15 protein-coding genes and 1 pseudogene are annotated in these 17,451 nt (G+C 45.3%); 8 read left to right on the top strand and 8 right to left on the bottom strand.

All coding sequences use genetic code 11. The annotated features are described in order from the left end of the window. Positions 1-236: 236 nt before the first annotated feature. Entirely contained in the window at positions 237-395 is a 159-nt protein-coding gene (locus tag F6K57_RS16195; protein ID WP_293017285.1) for a hypothetical protein, read from the top strand. A gap of 1,185 nt (positions 396-1,580) precedes the next feature. Here the strand turns inward: F6K57_RS16195 and F6K57_RS16200 are convergent. After that, positions 1,581-1,808 (bottom strand): hypothetical protein, encoded by a 228-nt coding sequence (locus tag F6K57_RS16200; RefSeq protein WP_293069232.1) that lies wholly within the window; start codon positions 1,806-1,808, stop codon positions 1,581-1,583. Positions 1,809-1,820: 12 nt separating this feature from the next. Between F6K57_RS16200 and F6K57_RS16205 the strand changes: the two genes are divergently transcribed. Both F6K57_RS16205 and F6K57_RS16210 read left to right on the top strand, forming a co-directional pair. Continuing rightward, the gene (locus F6K57_RS16205; protein WP_293069233.1) at positions 1,821-2,042 is read left to right on the top strand and encodes a hypothetical protein; all 222 of its coding nucleotides are present in this window, start codon (positions 1,821-1,823) and stop codon (positions 2,040-2,042) included. After that, entirely contained in the window at positions 2,005-2,256 is a 252-nt protein-coding gene (locus F6K57_RS16210; RefSeq protein ID WP_293069045.1) for a hypothetical protein, read from the top strand. The genes F6K57_RS16205 and F6K57_RS16210 overlap by 38 nt, the downstream gene beginning before the upstream one ends. Positions 2,257-3,112: 856 nt before the next feature. Here F6K57_RS16210 and F6K57_RS16215 read toward each other — a convergent pair. Beyond that, the gene (locus F6K57_RS16215; RefSeq protein WP_293017287.1) at positions 3,113-3,646 is read right to left on the bottom strand and encodes a DUF2808 domain-containing protein; all 534 of its coding nucleotides are present in this window, start codon (positions 3,644-3,646) and stop codon (positions 3,113-3,115) included. 951 nt (positions 3,647-4,597) lie between these two features. Between F6K57_RS16215 and pntA the strand changes: the two genes are divergently transcribed. The 4 genes from pntA to F6K57_RS16235 all read left to right on the top strand — a co-directional run bounded on the left by pntA (position 4,598) and on the right by F6K57_RS16235 (position 9,309). Beyond that, positions 4,598-6,163 (top strand): Re/Si-specific NAD(P)(+) transhydrogenase subunit alpha, encoded by a 1,566-nt coding sequence (pntA, locus tag F6K57_RS16220; protein ID WP_293069243.1) that lies wholly within the window; start codon positions 4,598-4,600, stop codon positions 6,161-6,163. 248 nt (positions 6,164-6,411) lie between these two features. Further along, positions 6,412-6,756 (top strand): hypothetical protein, encoded by a 345-nt coding sequence (locus F6K57_RS16225; RefSeq protein WP_293069236.1) that lies wholly within the window; start codon positions 6,412-6,414, stop codon positions 6,754-6,756. 28 nt (positions 6,757-6,784) lie between these two features. Then, positions 6,785-8,248, top strand: coding sequence for a Re/Si-specific NAD(P)(+) transhydrogenase subunit beta (gene pntB / locus F6K57_RS16230; protein ID WP_293069238.1), 1,464 nt, complete (start codon positions 6,785-6,787; stop codon positions 8,246-8,248). A 242-nt stretch (positions 8,249-8,490) separates the two neighbouring features. Further along, positions 8,491-9,309 (top strand): tetratricopeptide repeat protein, encoded by an 819-nt coding sequence (locus tag F6K57_RS16235; RefSeq protein WP_293017291.1) that lies wholly within the window; start codon positions 8,491-8,493, stop codon positions 9,307-9,309. A gap of 290 nt (positions 9,310-9,599) precedes the next feature. Here F6K57_RS16235 and F6K57_RS16240 read toward each other — a convergent pair whose 3' ends face one another. The 6 genes and pseudogenes from F6K57_RS16240 to F6K57_RS16260 form a co-directional block, all read right to left on the bottom strand. After that, the gene (locus F6K57_RS16240) at positions 9,600-11,132 is read right to left on the bottom strand and encodes a serine/threonine-protein kinase (protein WP_293017292.1); all 1,533 of its coding nucleotides are present in this window, start codon (positions 11,130-11,132) and stop codon (positions 9,600-9,602) included. A 248-nt stretch (positions 11,133-11,380) separates the two neighbouring features. After that, positions 11,381-11,827 carry a hypothetical protein gene (locus F6K57_RS16245; protein ID WP_293017293.1) on the bottom strand — a complete coding sequence of 149 codons (447 nt, stop codon included), beginning with the start codon at positions 11,825-11,827 and terminating at the stop codon, positions 11,381-11,383. Positions 11,828-12,098: 271 nt separating this feature from the next. After that, positions 12,099-13,472 (bottom strand): anhydro-N-acetylmuramic acid kinase, encoded by a 1,374-nt coding sequence (locus F6K57_RS16250; protein WP_364303136.1) that lies wholly within the window; start codon positions 13,470-13,472, stop codon positions 12,099-12,101. A 57-nt stretch (positions 13,473-13,529) separates the two neighbouring features. Then, a pseudogene (locus F6K57_RS42010) lies at positions 13,530-13,835 on the bottom strand (anhydro-N-acetylmuramic acid kinase); the annotation flags it as partial. A gap of 496 nt (positions 13,836-14,331) precedes the next feature. Next, the gene (locus F6K57_RS16255) at positions 14,332-14,820 is read right to left on the bottom strand and encodes an amidohydrolase family protein (protein WP_293069244.1); all 489 of its coding nucleotides are present in this window, start codon (positions 14,818-14,820) and stop codon (positions 14,332-14,334) included. Then, the gene (locus F6K57_RS16260) at positions 14,821-15,462 is read right to left on the bottom strand and encodes a hypothetical protein (RefSeq protein WP_293069240.1); all 642 of its coding nucleotides are present in this window, start codon (positions 15,460-15,462) and stop codon (positions 14,821-14,823) included. A gap of 268 nt (positions 15,463-15,730) precedes the next feature. Between F6K57_RS16260 and F6K57_RS16265 the strand changes: the two genes are divergently transcribed. Beyond that, positions 15,731-17,451: tetratricopeptide repeat protein (locus tag F6K57_RS16265; protein ID WP_293069241.1), on the top strand; the 1,721-nt coding region annotated here is incomplete at its 3' end.

Here is a 17,451-nt window from a genome sequence, read left to right on the forward strand (position 1 = left end):
TAGGTTTCCTATGGTGACATTAAACACTACCTCCTGTTTGAATAATCATTTTTATTTAGGCACACACTGGAACTTATTTTTTATACCTATTGTTGCATCTTCGAAATGATTTTTCGAAAAATCATATTGTGCCTATTGTGGAACTCACGATTTATTAATTAGGTTTCCTAGGGTGACATGGAATACTACCTCCTGTTTTATTGGGTTTTCTAACCAATTAGGTCTCCTAGGGTGACATGGAATACGGGTGCATCTCATTTTTGCCGTTTGACCAGATGGTGCGTTACGGGACGGATTGTCCTAACACTGGCTACCAATACAATAATGGCTCCCCCGTCCCTAACGCACCCTACTGGCGTGGCACACCTAAAAATGTAGGTTGGTTAGAGCGGTAGGGAAACCCAACAAAGGGTTACTGGTGTTGGGTTTCATTCTTCAACCCAACAAAGGGTTATTGCACCATTTTAGATGTGTCGGTCCACTACGAACATTTACAAAAGTGAGATGCACCCTGGAATACTACCTCCTGTTTTAACAATCATCACTGAATCATCTTGTGTCTATGGTGACATGGAACACCACCTCCTGTTTGAACAATCCTCTTGTGCTTATTGTGGTAAATCAGAGCTTCACACATTCAGCTTCAAAACACTACTTGTATAGGTTAACGGGTTTGTTAAAACTACAAGTAGTTTATTGCGTAAGGTCTGACTGAAGTAACCCCTAGCACTATCTGTGAGTTCAAGAGACGAAATATTTTTTATGCTTAGCAGAATATGCTGCTACGCAAATCATCACATTGCCTCTTCTATATATATGTGCAGAACTGTCAGAAAGTGTGACACCCTCTCGGGAAAATTTCCAAAAAAACAGGGTGCTTGAATCTTGAATAGCAGCACCTCTAGAAGAATGACCCAGTCAATGTCACAGAATCCTTGAACCGGCACATTAACTATGTAGCCTCGAAATCAGAATCTAAAGCTGCTAGTAGACGTTGAAACAACATGCGTACTAATCTTGCTCAAAACTTCTTTGGGGTAGGAATTCTACTCTGAGTCAAAACCTGCTGGATAGTTTGTAGCGTCTAGGCAGGCAATCAACAGGAAATCGTAGCTATTCAAACAGTCGTATCTAAGTGTTCAATCACTATGTTAAAGAAGAATCAACAGAAAAAACCAAGTAACCACAACTTCCCAGTTTGGCAAATTACCTTACCGCTCTGTGGAGTCCTGATCCTGACTGCCGGACACAAGTGCCTCAAAGCCTGATTATGCCTGGGTGATGGGATGCAGGTTTTGAGGGGAAGGTCTCAGACAACTGGTAGAAAAGAGCGATTGACCTTTGCTCACGCTACGGGAAGGCCAGACTCGATCAAAAAGGGTAGAGGGATATGCGAGGCTAGAGTCACTACACAACCAGCCCATCGGAGCATGTCCAACTCTACCCAAATTCATGATCAACTGTTAGACTTTCTGTGTCAATACAGCAGCTACCCTCGATCTGCGCCATCTAAAAACCTTAGCCTGGATGGTGAGTGCCTTAATTAGCAGTGGTAAGCTTTGCCTTAGTGCCATAGAACCTTATGTCTGATGCCTCGCCAAACAAGCCCAGAGCTTTGAACGTCGGTGGCACCGCTTTGTGAGCAATCGACTCATTGGTGTGAAGGGGCTATATATTCCCTTGGTGCTAAAGGCAATTGAAGAATTGGCAGTCTCATCGTCTGTACCTTGCACTCGATACCACAGTGCTTTGGAATCGCTACTGTATGATTCATCTATCACTGGTGTGTTGTGGTCGTGCCGTTCCATTTCGCATGGCTTGTGAAGGAGCATAGCAGTGCCACGGTGGCTTTCGAAGAATATCAACCATTGTTACGCCAAGCCCGGTGGATATTGCGTCAACATGCCGATGTGATGCTCAAAGCCGACCGAGGTTTCGCCAACCATGCTTTGATGAACTGGTTACTTTGGAGCAATTGGCACTATTGTCTACGGCTGCCCTGTGATGTCAATTTGCTTCGGTCCGCGTCGCTATCCGATTGAAGTCAGTTATCTGTGGCCACAAAACGGAGTTGCAGTTTTCTATCACCATGTGGGTTTATGGCAAGATGGAAAACACCGCTCTCATCTGGTGTTAGCCATAGTCATTGGGGTCAAAGAGCCTTGGGCGGTCATCACCGATGAAACCACCACCATTATGACTCTGTGGCAATACGGTTTGAGGTTCCGGGTCGAGGAATTATTTAAGCGACAGTAAGTCGGGAGCCAAAGAAGCTCGAAGACTCCCGCATCCGCAATGGCGAGCTCTCGAACGGCTCTACGAGCGTGGCTGCGGTGGCACTACTGTACGGCACGACTCAAGGCATGGCTGTTCAACTACAAGGTCTGCGACGGCAGGTCGTTCGCGTAGCGTGACCAAAGGTCAATCCTCATTGGCAAAGGGGTCTGAGCTACCTGAAAATTGGTCTGCGCTGGCTAACGGGAGTCCTCCACAAAAGTCGTCAACTTTTAACACCCGTCCCCTTGCTACCCAAAGACCCGCAACCGTGCTTTGCTTCTCAAAAAGCTCGTCAGGATTTTTACGTTCGCGTAGCGTGACTGCATGTCAATCGCATCTGGTTCTCACGGATTCAGTCGTTACAGTGTCGAGCCTGATACGTCTTGGTTTCACACAGATGTGTCAGGCAGCCAGGTCCTGATCTTTGCTATAGGAGCTATCACCACAGTCTATATGATCAACGGTCGGTACCTTTTTCACCTAAAGGCTACTCCCAAGGGACTCGAAATAATGACTGACGTAGACAAAAGGGAAATTAAAGAGAAATCAAAAACAAATCAAATTAGCACAAGTGATCAATAGACTTCGCTAGTTTTCCTGGGAGGTCTAATCAATAAGGGGGTATGGCAGGTGTGGTGAGGAGGGGAGTGGGAATAAGCTGTTAGCGATTTAAATTCTGAATGGGGGCGCTTTGGGGAGATGGGGAGAGGCTATGACGGGGTGACGGTTACCCTACACCGGAAAACCAACACTCTTTCCCCTACTCCCTACTCCCTGCTCCCTGCTCCCTAAAACCTAGGACGAGTTACCTGACCCAATTCAGAACTACAATAGATTAACGACCAATACTCACAATCCAGGTACCGACATAAGTGGGTAGTGGAATATCACCAGCAGCTAAGACATAACAAACGAAGTAATAAGTACCCCCATCAGGGTTTTTGACATTGGAAAATACTAATTCCACATTTTCATTGGCTGGAACTGGCTCTTCCATGTAAATCTGAAGGCTATAATTCTCTTTGTCCCAGACTACTTCAGAGACCGGGAGGGATTTACCGTCAACGCGCACTTCAATTTTGTTCACGTCGAACTTACCATCGTAGTAATCTGGATAAGAAATAGAAAACTGAGCAACTCCCAATTCCAGTTTCTTCTTGGGAATCTTCAAGCGGTAACGATCCCAGTAATTGGGGGCACCGTTAAAATCTAGGTGATATCTCAGGATATTTTCCCGCTTAACACCACTCCAGAGTACCAATCCGGGATTACTCTGGGCTAAGCTCCGAACCGATAGCCCGGTCAAGACACAACCAGCTAATGCGATCGCGGAAATCAGACGTTTGATGGAAGATTGTGTGGATAGCATAAATCTAATGCTGCTGACTTGAGCTGACAATTAACAGTTATTTGTTTTTTCACTGTACTACTTATATATATATACGCAAGCTATACACAAAATATCCCTAATACCAATTTCAAACCCTATCGCTACACCTTAATCACTCACTACACCCTATTACCCCATCACCTATAAATCGATCTGACTAGTAAAGATTACCTACGACAACTGAGTGCAACAGCACAATTCCTAAAACAAGTTAAAAATAATCCTCTCTTTTGGCAGATCACCATAGGATCCAAAAAGAGATCCGGTTATGGGGACACATGTATTTGAACAGTCAGGGAAATTTATATAGAGAAATTGATGCCAGCAGTTCAAATTCAGCAAGAGGCGATGCCTGGTGTTGGATACCACGACAAGTAGCATACAAGGACAAGTAGCACAGATGGGAAGCCAGTCAGCTGATCATAAGTGAGTTAATCGCCCAGGCTTAAGAGCGTTGGCGGTATCAGGGGGCAAACTGATCCCGTTCTAGTTGAACTTGGGAATCCTCTAAACAGGGTGAACATCCCCCAGCAGCAAGAAGCTACCAGTTGCTAAAAACCACTCGAAATCAAAAGAAATAGAACGAGAGATTGTCATCAAGGGACAACATTTCGATAAGAAGTTGTTACTTGATTCTATTTACCGAAAATAGTTACGGAAAACAGTTATTATCGTCAGTTTTCCTGATTCTTGTTGTCCTCACCTAAGGAGTATTTGTCACCCATGACCAAAAGCTATGTTAGGAGATACGGTGGCCTTAGCCCCTGAAAGTGGCTGGTCTGGACATCCTTTGCCTGATGCCTCTAGACCCACTGTAGTGATCAATGAATTTTCCGTCCTTATTCCATTTAGACAACTGAAGGAGAGTCAATGACCCTAGCCATTCCCAAAGAGGCTGAAACGTCAGATTTACAGCCAACCAAAACTCGCATGAAGGTTGGTATCCCGAAAGAAGTTTACCCAGGTGAATGCCGGGTAGCTGCTACACCGGATACAGCGAAGGTGCTCCAGAAACTTGGCTTTGATGTGCTGATTGAATCGGGAGCAGGAGAGACAGCTAATTTTCCTGACAATGCTTACGAACAAGCAGAATGCCAAATCATTCCTGATGCCAATAGCCTTTGGTCAGAGGCAGATATTGTCCTAAAAGTGCGTCCTCCTCAGATGCATCCAACTCTAAACAAGCATGAGTCTGAGTTGCTATCGGAAAATGGCACTTTAATCAGCTTTATCTGGCCAGCCCAAAACCAAGAACTGCTCGAACAACTTTCAAGCCGTAAGGCTACCGTGTTGGCTATGGATGCGGTACCCCGCATCACGAGGGCGCAAAAGATGGATGCCCTCAGTTCTATGGCCAATATTGCTGGTTACCGGGCTGTGATTGAGGCAGCCAATAACTTTGGTCGCTTCTTTACTGGGCAAATTACTGCAGCGGGGAAAGTTCCCCCAGCTAAAGTGTTGGTGATTGGTGCTGGGGTAGCTGGACTAGCTGCTATTGGTACCGCTAAAGGTCTGGGTGCTGTTGTGCGCGCCTTCGATACCCGCCCCGTGGTTAAGGAACAAGTGGAAAGCATGGGGGGAGAGTTCCTGGAACTGGACTTCAAAGAAGACGGTACAGGATCTGGGGGCTATGCCAAGGTGATGAGTAAAGAGTTCATCGAGGCGGAGATGGCATTGTTCGCTGCACAGGCTAAAGAAGTGGACATCATCATCACCACTGCCCTGATCCCTGGTAAAAAAGCACCGCTACTGATCACCGAGGAAATGGTAGCGAGTATGAAAGAAGGCTCAGTGGTTGTAGATATGGCAGCTGAGCAAGGGGGCAACTGTGAGGTGAGCAAAGCCAATGAGGTCTACAAATACAAAGGTGTGACCATCATTGGTTTGACTGACTTACCCAGCCGTATGGCTACTCAATCTAGCCAACTCTATGGCACAAACCTTTGTCATCTCCTCAAGGACATGGGTGGTAGTGAAAATTACCGTGTCGATATGGAGGATGAAGTGGTTCGGGGAGCCTTAGTGCTAAACGCTGGGGATGTAACCTGGCCCCCACCCAAGCGCCCTACACCTCCAGCACCTCCCAAACCGGCACCGGAACCCCAGACTGCGGTAACTAAAGAGGAGTCTGTGCCAGAGACTAAGAAATCAAAGGGTATCATGGGCTTGCTCTGGCCAGTGTTAGTGGGACTCGCCCTAATTGGCTTGGGAATCGGAGCACCACCTTCTTTCCTCTCCCACTTCACGGTATTTATCCTGGCCTGCTTCGTAGGCTGGCAAGTGATCTGGAACGTAAAACCAGCCCTGCACACACCCTTGATGAGTGTTACTAATGCCATTAGCGGCATCATCATCATTGGTGGCATGCTGCAAATTTCCGGCGCAGCTACCTCACCTACTACTATTCTGGGTGCGATCGCAATTTTAGTTGGAACCATCAACATCTCCGGTGGCTTCCTCGTAACCCAACGCATGCTCAAGATGTTTCAGAAATAGGTTAGACCCTTGAAGGTTTGAAGGTTTGAAGGTTGAAGGTTGAAGGTTTGAAGGTTGAAGGTTGAAGGTTTGAAGGTTGAAGGTTGAAGGTTTGAAGGTTGAAGGTTTGAAGGTTGAAGGTTTGAAGGTTGAAGGTTTGAAGGTTGAAGGTTGAAGGTTGAAGGTTTGAAGGTTTGAAGGTTGAAGGTTTGAAGGTTTGAAGGTTTGAAGGTTGAAGGTTTGAAGGTTTGAAGGTTACAGGTTATCTTATGAACCTTGGCCTTTCGGCCACGCGATCGCGTTCAACCAAACCAGCTACCCTACACCGAACGCCAAAGGCTAACAACCAACTAACCTTGGCCTTTGGCCACGCTACGCGAACAACATTCAACCAACTAACCTTGGCCTTTGGCCACGCTACGCGAACAACATTCAACCAACTAACCTTCAACCAACTAACCTTCAACCAACTAACCTTCAACCAACTAACCTTCAACCAACCAACCTTCAACCAACTAACCTTCAACCAACTAACCTTGGCCTTTGGCCACGCTACGCGAACAACATTCAACCAACTAACCTTAAACATTCAACCAACTAACCTTCAACCTTAACGTTGAACACCATAAAACTAAGGAGACTATGTCAAATAATCTGTTGACAGTTGCCTATATTGCAGCTAGTGCTTTATTCATTCTCAGCCTGGGGGGATTATCTAACCAGGAAAGCGCCCGTAAAGGTAATATTTACGGGATTCTTGGAATGCTGATTGCTTTTGTTGCGACTGCCCTAAGTAGCAATGTAACGGCATACCTCACTCTGGGAGGGATGATTCTACCAGGAGTGATCATTGGTGCGATCGTGGCATCTCGGGTAGCCATGACCTCCATGCCAGAACTGGTAGCAATTCTCCATAGTTTTGTCGGTCTTGCAGCTGTACTGGTGGGTATTGCCAATTACCTGCAAGGGGGGGAATCCCTAACGGGTGCAGAAGTAACTATTCACCAGTTAGAAATTTATATTGGTGTGTTCATTGCGGCAATTACCTTCACCGGTTCAGTGATAGCCTTTGGTAAACTACGAGCTATCATCAGCAGCAAACCCCTAATGTTACCAGCACGCCACCTACTCAATCTGGCTATGCTTGGGGCTGTAATCGGGCTGGGTTACCAGTTCATGACAGCAGAGGGGACGGCTGGTCTGCAACCCTTGTTGATTATGGCTGCGATCGCATCAGTGTTAGGCATCCACCTGGTAGCTGCTATTGGGGGTGCTGATATGCCAGTGGTCATCTCCATGCTCAATAGTTATTCCGGATGGGCCGCTGCAGCAGCAGGCTTTATGCTGTCCAATGACCTGTTAATTATCACTGGTGCCCTAGTAGGTAGTAGTGGTGCTATCCTCAGTTACATCATGTGCCGAGCCATGAACCGCTCCTTCATCAGCGTGATTTTAGGAGGCTTCGGCGAAGGTGCAGGAACTACAGCTAAAGCTAAAGGTGGTGATCAGCCGGAAGGTCAAGTCACCGAGACCACAGTAGAAGATACCGTAGAGCTGCTACAAGGGGCCAAGAGTGTTATGATTGTTCCCGGTTACGGCATGGCAGTAGCTCAGGCTCAGCATCCGGTGTCCGATATTACCAAGATTTTGAGGAATGCCGGTATCAATGTTCGCTTTGGCATTCATCCAGTTGCTGGACGACTACCAGGACACATGAACGTGCTGCTAGCTGAGGCAAATGTGCCTTATGATATCGTTCTAGAAATGGATGAGATTAACGAGGACTTCCCAGAAACCGATGTAGTACTCGTGATTGGTGCTAATGATACCGTTAACCCTAGTGCCATGGAAGACCCCAGTAGCCCAATTGCTGGGATGCCAGTCTTAGAGGTTTGGAAAGCTGGTACAGTTGTGGTGATGAAACGGGGAATGTCCAGTGGCTATGCTGGCGTTGGCAATCCCCTGTTCTTCAAAGAAAACACCAATATGCTCTTCGGTGATGCCAAGACTAACGTTAGCGCTATCCTAGGCAAGCTCGTAGAATCTAGCCGGGACAGTGCAGCATCTAGCTCAGGAAAAGTCTTAGCTACATCCTCTGCGGGCTGAGTAAGGGTTAGAGGGGAATGACACCCTCGTTAAGGCTCAAACCTTGACTTGATGTCGAGTGTGGCGGAAGGTAGGAGTGTGGAAAGGGGATATTTTATGGTAAAAATTCCCTGCGATTCTCTCCTCCTTCTTCTTCCTCTTCCCTATCTTCGTAAGCATTAGCTGTTGGCGTAGCCTGCGCGTAGCGCATATGCTTACATTTTATCTTTGATTTCAACAGCAAGATAACGGAAATAATTGATATGGGTTTTTCTGTAGACGTTACTAGCAGCAACTACGCCACTGAAGTTTTAGAAAAGTCTTTTGAGAAGCCTGTATTAGTAGACTTCTTTGCTACGTGGTGTGGCCCTTGTCAACTCCTAAAACCAACCTTAGAAAAACTAGCTAAAGAATACGACTTTGTTTTAGCCAAAGTTGATATTGACCGCAACCAAGATTTAGCAAATAACTTTCAAATTGAGGGAGTACCCGATGTCCGAATTGTCACCAATGGTGATATGATTCCTGGTTTTGTCGGGGTTTTGCCAGAGATTCAGTTGCGGGAAATGTTAGCTAGGTTAAATCTGAAGTCTGAGCTAGACATTGGACTAGAAGAAGCTCGGGTTGCCATGGCAACTGAGGATATATCCCGAGCCAAACAGCTGTTTGAACAGCTAATTGCCAAGTATCCAGAGAATCAAAGTTTAGTCATTGAAGTGGCCAATTTTTTGGTTCACATTAATGAGCCAGAAGAGGCAACCATACTCTTAGAAACCATTCAATACAATGATCGAGAATATTTCCCCAGAGCTCAGGCAATCAGAGCATTGATTCAATTTAAGCAGCAGGCGAATCCTATTGGGGAAAGTGAATTAGATCAGTTATTTGCTCAGGCATCTCGGTTAGTTGTAGAGGGAGACTATGAAGCAGCCCTGAAAATCTTTTTAGAAATTGTCAGTAAACATCGTAACTATAGAGATGATGGTGCAAGAAAATCCATGATTGCGGTGTTTGATGTGCTGGGTAATGACCATCCCCTGACGAAAAAGTATCAGCGGGAGTTGATGCTATCCCTATATTAGTTTTGGCTAAGGGTTTAATAGGGAAAATCGAAAATAAGAATGCTCTTCCGTAATTGTTATGCTAAATAAACAGTCTGTAATAGGGAACAGGGAACAGGGAATAGGGAACAGTGGGAAGAGGCTGTATTCAGTAACTTTTGTTAGTTGAATAGCATAATTTTCCTTGTACAGTAAGCTTTATGAGTTTTTTTAACTGGAACTTTAGCATAAAAGGTACTGAAGAACCAATAAAAAAAATAAATCTCTTATCAAGTAACCAGTTACCAGTAACTGGTTGCATGTAACTTGTTTTAACCTGAAATATCAGTAGGGTAATCTGTATGAGCAGCTTCTAACTTCATCAAAATCTTTGGCTTCAGCTTTTGAAACTCTTGCTTAAGTATGCGTTTGCTCAACATTGCTTGATTAGTTGAGTTTATTGTCTTAGACGAATTCGCCCAATCAATGAATAGCTGGCGTTGGGCAGGAGCAATGGTTGAGGTCATGACATTAGCACACTTTTCTGGTTTTGATTGATCAAAAAACAAAATACTGTAATATCCAGTATCTCCCAAAAGTCTGATTATGTTCTGACCCTGATTTGTTTTGAGGTCTAAGTAGCAAGGAAGCCAACAAGCACCGTGGTAGCGATTATGCACTGCGGTAATCCATAGCACCATTGGATGAGGTAGAATAAGATACAAGAATTGGTTGTAGCGTGTACTAACCTGACGGTTCTCAATCTCTTCTTTAGTCAGCATCACCCAGAGGGTAGGAAAGGTTTGGCTTGTGGTACGAATTATCTTAGAAAAGACAATAGATGCTTTAGGCTTGTCATCGGGCCAGGAGGTTTGCCGACAAATATCATTCCCTGATACGGGAAGTATTTGTGTTACCTTACTCAGAGGCTTCTCGGATAGTATTGTTTGAATCCGATGACCCAGATAGCGACCGCGATCATGACCTTCGTTTAATGAATCCAATGTTCGTAGGATAATCCCGACATTTTGAGGACGATCAGATACCTCTTTCGCTATACAGGTCATGATTAGCTTCTCTAGGGACTTCGGCAGCTTTAGCTTGGGGTTAATCGATGCAAATGATTTAGGTGGGCTGAAGTGATGAGCTTTGTACCAACTACCAAAGGAATGATCTTCTGGAAGAATGGGCATGTGACCAGTTAACATCTCAAACATCATCACCCCTAGACTATAGATATCAGAGCGTTTATCCAGTTCCTTTCCCTCCATTTGTTCCGGTGAACAATAGGCTAGGGTACCCATAAAAGAATGGGTTTGAGCACCATCAAACTGAAGAAGCTTAGCAATGCCAAAGTCAAGGATTTTGATCAGTTCACCGAAGGAGGAATCTTCGACAACGATAATGTTACTGGGTTTAATATCACGATGCACAATTGGAGTGAGTGTGCCTTTAAATACAATGCCTTGGTGAGCACATTGTAATCCCAGACAAATTTGACGGGCAATATGCAAAAATCGGGGTAAGGATAGGGTTTTAGTGTGAATTATTGCGCTTAAATTTCCCCCTGCCAAGTATTCCATGACGTAGAAGGAAATATCGTTTTCATCTATGCCATAGTCCCTAACTCGCACGATGTGATTGCTTTTCTCACCAAGCAAAGCGCAAATCGTTGCTTCCCGCTCAAAGCGATCGCGCATTTTTTGGTTCAATAATGTATGGGAGAGAAACTTGACAGCAACGGTTACACCTCCGAGGAGCATATCTTTGGCTTGATACACTTGACCCATAGCACCTTTGCCGATCAACTTGACCAGTTGATAGCGATTGGCGAGTAGACGACCTTTGTTAGGGTCTGTGATCATAAGTTCCTTGGTGAAATCTGGAAAATAACGTGTTCATGAATCATTAGTCTCTAGTCATCGCTCATTGGTCATTGGTCATTGGTCATTGGTCATTGGTCTTTTGTAAATACCAGCAGACTTAATGTGGATCACAAAAAACTAAGGACTAAAGACTAAGGACTAAACTGACTAAGGACTAAGGAAGATGAACTAAATAGCAACGGTCACAGGTGTACTGCTATTAAAACTCCCTTAATTCCAGAATACTTCTATTGTGGCTGACGTTCCAAAGTTGCTTCCATTGTGCTACTGAGATAATGACCTGCCATAATGCTACTGGAGAGGTAGTATATATTTTCATTACGTTGATACCGGGTTTCAAAACCACTGCGTCGTTGGGGATCCCCTAATACCCAATACCGTTGCACAATGGATTCTCGAGCCACCCAGCCTTCTCCCTCGACACGACCTAGGAGGCTATGCTGTAAGACAAAGGTATACTTCTGGTCGCCAGTATCGAGACGCCCTAGATACTGGCAAGAGATATCCTCCCGTTCACGATTGGGAAAAACCAGTCTTGTGACCATGGTAAACCAGTTTTCCCGACTCCAGGTAACCATCGTCCCACCTCTGACTACAATTAATTTTCCATTGCGTTCCAGCCAATTGCCCCGAAGTCTCCAGCATCCTGCCTCCAATAAAAAGGTGTGAGCCACGGTGTTACTCTTTATCTGTTACTGAATATTACTGCTACAAGCCCTCTCATCGTTCCCCACTCATTCTAGCTGCTATACCTAAGGTTGTGGGGTTTACCCCCTCAGGTTATACCATTGGCAAACTTCCGGGAGTAGCCCGACTCCTACGGAGTAACAGACAAACTAGTTGAACTCTCCCACAGTCTCAGCCAACGGGGATTCTAAGCTGATATGGCAAGAGCAGCTTATTAACTGCATTTGACAACGCATAGGAACCCTAAAATACCCAGTTTTAGGATGAGTGGTGTTGCGATCTCGGAGAATACAGGTTTCCTAGACATACAGCCTCTGAAGCACCGGTTACTTGAGGGAGATTGCCGGGAATACCCAGGTTACGCCAATGAGCCAAAACAGCAAATGCGATCGCTTCTTTAAAATCCCGACTTAACCCAACCTGGTCAGTGGTTAATACTGGCACCGAATCTAGTCTAATTTGCAACCGTTGCTTCAAGTATAAATTGCTTGCCCCTCCACCACACAATAGTACTTGATCTGGCATTTGAGGCAAGAAGTTGCGATAGCTCTCAACAATAGAGGCAACAGTGAGTTCTGTGAGTGTTGCCAGGAAATCAGCAGGAGCAAGGTTATAGGCTTCACTTTCTACCAAACACTGCTTGAGATAATCTCGACTAAACAACTCTCGTCCGGTAGATTTTGGGGGCGGTATATTGAAGAACTCTTGAGCAAGCCACTGTTCGACGAGAGCCTCACAGGGAGTGCCACTTGCTGCCCACTCTCCATTGTAATCATAGGTTTTTCTACCGTTGGTAAAATACTCGACAGCCAGATCTAACAGGGCATTCCCCGGACCAGTATCCCAGCCATATACCTGTTCCAACCAGTTCCCTTCACTAACTGGCAAGTAAGTAACATTACCAATACCACCAATATTTTGGATACATCGGTTATGGGTAGATGACCGGAGCAAACAGGCATCTATCTTAGGAACCAGAGGCGCACCTTCTCCCCCAGCAGCAATGTCAGCCACACGGAAATTGCTGATGGTCTTGATACCGGTAATCTCAGCAATCACCTCTCCCCGTCCCAGTTGAAGGCTATATCCCAGAGTCGTTAGAGGTTGAAGGTTAGCAGGTTGAAGGTTAGCAGGTTGAAGGTTAGCAGGTTGAAGGTTATCAGGTTGTTCGCGTAGCGTGGCCTTTTGGCCAAGGTTAGCAGGTTGAAGGTTAGCAGGTTGAAGGTTAGCAGGTTGTTCGCGTAGCGTGGCCTTTTGGCCAAGGTTAGTAGGTTGAAGGTTATCAGGTTGAAGGTTAGCAGGTTGTTCGCGTAGCGTGGCCTTTTGGCCAAGGTTAGCAGGTTGAAGGTTATCAGGTTGAAGGTTATCAGGTTGTTCGCGTAGCGTGGCCTTTTGGCCAAGGTTAGTTTCCGTTGCAGGTTGTTCGCCTTTGGCGTTCGAGAAGGGTAGGTTACCAGCTTGAAGGTTATCAGGTTGCAGGTTGTCTGGAAAACCTTGGCCAAAAGGCCACGCTTTCGGCAAAGCCGTTCGCGTAGCGTGGCCTTCGGCCTCCGCTGCGCGAACGCGAACAACATTCAACCGGCCAACTTTCAACTCGGAAGAACTTTCAACATTCAACCTGTCAACTTTCAACTCGGAAAAACCTTGGCCAAAAGGCCACGCTACGCGAACACCCTTGACCCCTAATGGTCGATGGTATACTGTTTGACCATGGGAACCAATTAACTCAGCGGGGGGTAACCCAGTCCCAATTGCCAATGCTGCTTGGGCAAATTGAAATGCGATCGCATCATCCAATGCTGCCAATTCGGCCATGGATAGGGGAGTGCCAGTACAGACAGCTAGAATTTTCTCCCTGAGTTCAGTGGGGTAGCCATAGGTAGCACCAGCCAGTAGCTCAATCTTTAAATCTAAGTCTGAGCCAGAAATCTCTACTAGTGCAGCATCGATGCCATCTACAGATGTACCGCTCATTAAGCCAATTACACGGGTCATCTTAAAATTGTGTTGGGTTAAGGTAAGCTAAAAGTACCAATATAGGATAAATACTGCAACTGATGGGTAACGGATGTAACGGATAGGAGGAGAGGGAAAATAAAAACAGGTTTATTTTTAGCCTTATGTTAGCTACTGACTAGCAATTAATGTTTAGTTAGTCTATCGCTAACTATTTATTGTTCATTTCTAATATTACCACCTAACAATAACAAAACCCCTAAGACTTTAAGCGCAGGAATCAAAATAAGTTGCTAATAACTTTAGCTGAGCTATTTTAAGATTTGGGGAATTTTTGGATGTTGGCAGAAAGTCCAGCAAAAAAACCCTAAGCCCGAAGGAACGGCTCAGGGTGGTAATTAAATTTCATCTACTTCTTTTAACTCCACCATTTCTGCCACTGTATCCGGAAAACAGAAACTCAAATAGTCCTTTTCCTATTCCCGTCCTACCCTGCACCGAAGCGCTAGCGCGTCTATGGGCTTTTGGAGTTTCATCAAAAACTATTAGCCCCATAAAGCACACGAGCATTATCACACAAAATCCCCATAGCAACTGACTCCGCCTCCTTAGCAGTCAAATCCCCATCCTGAATCGCTCCCTCCAAAACCTGTGCCAATACTATCCGTGCCCACTTGGCTCCCAAGTAATATAATTCCGGGATATTGTGAGCATCAGAAGAATACATCAGTTTACTGGTTGGGACAAATTCCAATAACTGTTGCGCCACGCTACGCATCCCAGCTACACTTAAAAAAGGCACCGCTAACCCGAAATCTAAATATACTTGAGGATAGACGGCTGCTAGATAACCGGCTTCTTGGGTATAAGGATAAGAGCTATGCAGTAGGACAATCGGAGCGTTACGGAAGCGTTGGTCTTCCAAAAGCGAACGCATATAAACTGGATTAGCCAGCGGTAAGTCTAAATCTGGGTCACCAAACCCTGTATGAAACTGCACAGGTATTCCATGTTTAGCTGCAATTTATAGCGCTTGGGTAATCAAAAAATCAATTAAAGGCTTATCTACCAGCCGCAAGGGTTTTCCCCTCAAGACTTCTTGCTTGAAGGCATCAAAACATTCCTGAGCTACCTCCTGTGGTATCATTTGGATATCCAAACCTGTACGATAGGCAGCAACACTCTTGAAGCCTACCACTTCTGGTAGGGGTGGGTCAATGTTGTAGCGGAAAGTTTCTAGGAAGGTAGCAAAGTCATCTATCTCAGCGATTAGATTTTCTGCTAGATATTCCAAACGAAGGATGTGCTTGACTGCCACAAATTGTTCATGCCATTCTCTAGGAATAATTTTATTTGGTAGCAAACCATCATCTAAGAAAATTGCTTCTAGTTGAGATGATTTAAAACACTCCTGGGTGAGTTTTTTCAAGCCCAATGTCTGGCGACGTTTAAGAATTGCCTCTTCCTCTGGTTCACACTCTAAGAGTTGGGAAATATCCCGAAGGCTTCGTTTGTAGAAAAGGCTGTGACGGGCATGATGATTAATGATATCAGGGTCATAGGCTTCACTGAAGAAGGCAGGATAGGGATAATTCGCAGCAGCTTCAGGAGTTAGCAGGTTGTGAGCGTGTTGGTCAATAGCGGTGATAGTCCACAGCTTAATCATTTCACATTATTAGATGCTAGAGATAATTGTCTGGTAGTTAACGTAAAAAAAAGTTTATTGAACTACGAAGGCAGGAAGTCCCCGAAGACCCCTAGGGTCTGTTTGGAGGATTGGTAGCGATCGCTTTAGTTGTTGGTGGGGTAAACCATTTGGATGGTGATACCTCTAACTGTGTATTTGGTAACTGTGTCTTTGCTAAGATTGCTGGTAATATTATGACAGTAATCCCTAATTTTAATTCAACTAGAATACTGCTTAACCACCAAAGATGAAAAATTTCCCGTTTAAAGTAGTAGTATCCCTAGCTACTTTGCTCACGACAAGTATGGCTAGTGGTAATGCTCAAACTGTCGTTGCTCAGATGGATTTTGACCGCCGTAACGCCTCGACAGAGAAACTTGTGGCACAAGGGAGAATAATCAATGAGTTGTGGCAACAAGCCAGTCAGTTACGAGGAATTGGTAAGTATAGTGAAGAGATAACGATACGGTCGCAGATTGTAAAACTTCAGCCAGACTCTTTCTTAGCTTGGTATTGGCGAGGGGATACGTTGAGTAGCTTGGGCAAGTACGAAGCCGCGATCGCTTCCTATGATCAAGCGATTAAAATTAAGCCCAATTACCTTTTAGCGTGGTTTGAGAAAGGCAAGGCAAACCATGAACTCAAACGATACGATGCGGTGATTACTGCCTGGAAGCAAGCACTTTCAATTCAAGCCACATCAGAATTTGAACAGCAGTTGGTACAGACAATTATTCCTAAAAAAATTGCCAGTGTGCTGCTTTATGATTTAAAACGGTATTCTGAGGCGATCGCATTCTACAACCAAGTACTGGAACTGGATGCCAAGGCTGCTTCAATTTGGATTGACCGAGGCACGGCTTTTTACAAACTTGGTCGATATGAAAAAGCAATCACGGATTTTGACAAGGCGATTCAACTTGATGCTCGAAACTCTTTGGCTTGGAAACAGCGAGGATTTGCCCTCTATCGCATCGGTCACTACGAACATGCGATCGCTTCCTTTAAAAAAGCAGCAAAATACGAGCCTGACGATGTGGAAGTAGCTGGATTACTGACAGTTTTACAAACTTCAGGAGAATCTCAAAGGGAGTTACAAACCTCACAGCAAAGACTCGTTGCGGTTCGCACTGAGATCAGCACGGCTGAAGAAAAACTCCTTCTCCTTAGCAGTGAAACCCAGGCAGCAACAGCACAGCTTGAATCTTCTCAAGCCCAAGTGCGTCAATCTCAGCAGCAGTTAGTGGCTCTCAGAGACAAAATTAAAACCGCACAGTCACAACTAGAATCTTCTCAAGCCCAAGTGCGTCAATCTCAGCAGCAGTTAGTCGCTTTCAGAGGCAAAATTAAAACCGCACAGTCACAACTAGAATCCTCTCAAGTAAAAGTGCGTCAATCTCAGCAACAGTTAGTGGCTCTCAGAGGCGAAATTAAAACTACCCAAGAACGGTTTAAATCCTTCAAGGCAGAACGCCAAAGTTTAGACCAGAAACTAGTGGGTATGCGAGGGGAAATCAAAACTTCCCAAGAACGGCTAGAAGCCTCTCGCCGTGAACAACGAGGCTTAGACCAGAAACTAGTGGGTATGCGAGGGGAAATCAAAACTTCCCAAGAACGGCTAGAAGCCTCTCGCCGTGAACAACGAGGTTTAGACCAGAAACTAGTGGCTGTGGGAGGGGCAATCAAAACTTCCCAAGAACGGCTAGAAGCCTCTCGCCGTGAACAACGAGGTTTAGACCAGAAACTAGTGGCTGTGGGAGGGGAAATCAAAACTTCCCAAGAACGGCTAGAAGCCTCTCGCCGTGAACAACGAGGTTTAGACCAGAAACTAGTGGCTGTGGGAGGGGAAATCAAAACTTCCCAAGAACGGCTAGAAGCCTCTCGCCGTGAACAACGAGGTTTAGACCAGAAACTAGTGGCTGTGCGAGGGGAAATCAAAACCCTACAACAACAACGAAACACTTTCCG

Origin of the sequence: Moorena sp. SIO4A5, from assembly GCF_010672005.1 — a bacterium.
Classification (GTDB): Bacteria; Cyanobacteriota; Cyanobacteriia; order Cyanobacteriales; family Coleofasciculaceae; genus Moorena.